Genomic DNA, 3,728 nt, shown 5'->3' on the forward strand with positions numbered 1-3,728 from the left:
GTCGTTGCCGCTGCGCGGCGCGCTGACGAGGATGCATGGGGGCTGGCTCCACGGGTGGGCAGTTGGGTTTGGCCACTCTCAGCCTACCACCACCGCCAGCCTTTCTCATGCGTTTCAGCAGGTTGGGCTTATCTTAGTGCCATTCGGGATCGACCCCGAATCACGTCCAGCGCCAATTTTTCCACGATCAAGCTTCAAACTCCAAACTCAGCCGAATCGCTTAATAGCGAATAAGGCTAATTCAGCATAACTGGCTTCAACATAAAACCGCATGGCAGGACAGTTCCTTCCGAGTGCGCATAACTCATCACCAACTTTCTTTGTTATATGGATATCCGAACAGATATTGCCCCGTTTCCGGCTGGATGACCTAAGCAATGAGCATAATCAAATCCGGCTTTGATATGCGGGCCTAAAAACGCCTTAACGCCCTATAATTATCTAGGATTTCCTTCGTTTCTGAGGAGAACAGTTTAATGTAATTATCACTAAGCCCTCTTGTGCCACTCGGGTGAGGAAAAGAAATAATCTGAACACGTTCAAACATTTGAAATGCTATTTTGAACTTTCGACCTTCAAATGGCTTCAATTTTACATCTAGCCGTGAAACTTCCTCTCCGAATATTTCTGAAAATCGATTCTTGATAGCAGGTTTTTGCAAATACTGTATTTGCTTTGAACCCATAAAAAAAAGTATCCGAGGGCGAAAAACATCCATGGTACTCAAAAAATTTCTACAATTTGCTTCAGAGAGGAATTTGGCGTAGTCATTAACATAAGTTCCTTGATCATCACACCAATTAGTTTGCAGCAGGCATTTGTCGAATGAAGAAAAACCATTATCAATGCCAAGCGGATGACTAAAAAAACTAAACCACTTTACGATTCTAAAATCATATGGAGATGTATATATTTTCGACTTACTGTAGAAAGTATTAATTTCTTGCTTCTTTTTTTCAATTTCGTCTTTATGGTAATTTTCAAGATATTGATCGTGTGCGCTATATCCATATTCATAGCCACATAAAATTATGCCTTCCTTGTCGTTGAATCCTGGAAAAATAGAATTCCCGACATTATAGGTAGTTTCGTTAAATGGATTCTTTAACATACAATGATGCCCCTCTATGTGAATGTCTAACTGTCATGCGGTTGGACCAGATTGTGCCAGATATCCAAGTGCCGCTCACCGGCGGCGTTCAGGGCCTCGAACAGCCGTTGTGCGATCAACCCGCGATTGGCCTCCGCCCACCGTATCGCGCCTCGGTTTCCAGATTGCACCACGCTGCATCGCAGGCCATGTCGCCGTGATTGGCGCGGCTTCATCAGGGCCAGCTTTAGCTGGTGGATGTGCGATCTGCCACGCGGCAATGTGCGGCAGCTTCAGTAGCACGGCGCTTGCCGATTCATGGCTGATCGATGGTGTTGTGTGCGACATTCTCGGCAGTTCCTCATTCGCTGTCGTCATCCTCAATCGCGTTCAAGCGCCTCCGCTCGACACGCGCGTCATGGTGCTGTTTGGCGACATCATACGGCAGTGCCCAGAACACGGCATTGCAAGACCGGGGGCCTCCTTCTGGACGCTCATATTTCTCGACCAGGGCGTTGTAAACAGGACTGTCTTGCTCGATGCCGAGAGCAATCGAACCCAGATAGGGCCAGCTCTCCCAACCCATTGACACGAAGTCGAAGACATCATGCAGTTCGACTTCCGGAAAATGCTCCTGCATCAATTGGATGAATTCATCTCTGGCGGATTCGTCCGTTGCTTCTGGATCCAAAGACGAGAACGCATCGCCGGCGGTCTTGAAGGAATGCACATCAAGGAATGTACATCGTTGTAAGCACGATTGAAAACAAAATAGTAGCCGGTGCGTCTAAACTGGTTGGCGCTCAGTTCCTCGACGGTGGGCAGCCGCATGGGCATCGGTGTTCTCCAAACGAGACGGTCATTCACCCCGCCCCACACGTTTTTGACGGCAGATCGGCACGATTCAAATCATTCCGTATGGGGCGAATGCCCCGTCCGGTTAGAGTCATGCTGTACACCTGCTCAGGATAACGCTTCGGGTGGTCGCCATTCCCCGCTGTCGATGTCGAGTGTCGCCTGATGGCGCACGCCGATGTCCACCCAAATCCGCCCGACGCGCAGACAGTCTTGCAAGCTCAAGGCCGGCTGGCTCAAACCCATCGCATTACACATATATGGTCCGCCCCGCGATGCAAGAGGGAAATCGCTATTCGGCAGAAGGAGACGTTGCAGCCATATATCCGGCATCGTGGTGAGGTGTCGCCACCGACCTACGTGCCCTGATGGAATCCGCGGGCCTTCCCGTCCTCATCAAGTCATCAGTCTCGGCAACGCCGGCTTGTGTGTAACCCAGGGTTTCGGGAAGGCAGGACGTAGCCTTTCATGCCATCACAGTGATGTTCACTCTTCGCAACTCGTGGTGATTGGTACTCGGTGGTGGCAACCTGTCGGGCGCCGGTTGATTGATCGTGATCCTGCCGTGCTGGCTTTCAACGCCGAGCGTGATTCACCCCTTGACGAAAGCCCCGATCGCCGGATCGTAGGATTTGCTGGTCATCATCACGGCATAGGCGATCCGGGCGATCTTGTTGGCCATCGCCACGATGGCGACATTGCTGTGCCGGCGCTTCTTCAGCGCCGCCGCCCAACGGCTGTTGGTGTCCTCCTTGCGCTCGACCCAGCGCATCACCGAACGGGCTCCGTGGATCAGCAACTGACGCACATAGACATCCCCGCGCTTGCTGATCCCCAGGAGTCGCTCACGTCCTCCGGTGGAATGCTGGCGCGGTACCAGCCCCAGCCAGGCGGCCAGGCCACGGCCGTTGCCGAACACGCTGGGATCCTCGCCCACCGCGGCCAGCAAGGCGGTCGCCACCGTCGCGCCAATGCCCGGGATCGTCATCAGGCGCTGGGCCGTCTGATTGCTCTGGGCGATCGCCTGGATCTGCGCATCATAGTGAGTAACCCGCGCGTCGAGGTGGCGCAGTTCCTCGGTCAGTTCGTTCAATTCCGCCCGAAAGCGCTCACTCAACCCGTTGTCGGGATCCTCGAGGATCTCCGGCAGACGCCGCATCAGCGTGGCGCGCCCCTGGGCCACCTCGAGGCCGTACTCCAGCAGCAGACCGCGCACCTGATTGACCTGAGCGGTGCGCCGTTCCACCACCAGGCTGCGCATCCGATGAATCGCCTGCACGTCTTGCTGCTCGACCGTCTTCACCGCGACCAGGCGCATGTTGGGACGCTGCGCCGCCTCGCAGATCGCCTCGGCGTCGGCCGCGTCGTTCTTGTTCGACTTCACGAACGGCTTGACGAACTGCGGGGCGATCAAGCGAATCTCATGGCCAAAGGTGCGAAACAGCCGAGCCCAGTGATGGGCACTGCCGCAAGCCTCCATCGCCACCGTGCAGGGCGGCAGATTCACCATCAGCTCAATCAACCGCGCCCGGGTTAGTTTCTTGCTGAAGACGGGCTTCCCGCCGACGTCGGCGCCGTAGACGTGAAAGCTGCGCTTAGCCAGGTCAATGCCCAGGGTGACAACCGGTTCTTTGCTAAATTCTGCCATTGGTCTGCTCCGCTACCTCGGTTGACGATGTGTTTCACGACATCGCTCATTGTGCCCACCTTGGGCGCGTGGGAGGAGCGGGGCGGACCATTCCATTAAGTCTGTAACTTGCTGATTTGTATAGAACACGAATCA

The 3,728-nt window shown here is 54.3% G+C and carries 3 protein-coding genes; all 3 read right to left on the reverse strand.

Features of this window, described 5'->3' with window-relative positions:
- Nucleotides 1–412: 412 nt before the first annotated feature.
- Nucleotides 413–1,111 (reverse strand): hypothetical protein, encoded by a 699-nt coding sequence (locus tag CKO27_RS23655; protein WP_200377364.1) that lies wholly within the window; start codon nucleotides 1,109–1,111, stop codon nucleotides 413–415.
- 340 nt (nucleotides 1,112–1,451) lie between these two features.
- Nucleotides 1,452–1,820 carry a hypothetical protein gene (locus CKO27_RS23660; protein ID WP_200377365.1) on the reverse strand — a complete coding sequence of 123 codons (369 nt, stop codon included), beginning with the start codon at nucleotides 1,818–1,820 and terminating at the stop codon, nucleotides 1,452–1,454.
- A gap of 717 nt (nucleotides 1,821–2,537) precedes the next feature.
- Complete coding sequence (locus tag CKO27_RS23665) at nucleotides 2,538–3,593, reverse strand: IS110 family RNA-guided transposase (protein ID WP_200377366.1); 1,056 nt, start codon at nucleotides 3,591–3,593, stop codon at nucleotides 2,538–2,540.
- Between the last annotated feature and the right edge of the window lie 135 nt (nucleotides 3,594–3,728).

Source organism: Thiocystis violacea, assembly GCF_016583575.1.
GTDB classification, from domain to species: Bacteria; Pseudomonadota; Gammaproteobacteria; order Chromatiales; family Chromatiaceae; genus Thiocystis; species Thiocystis violacea.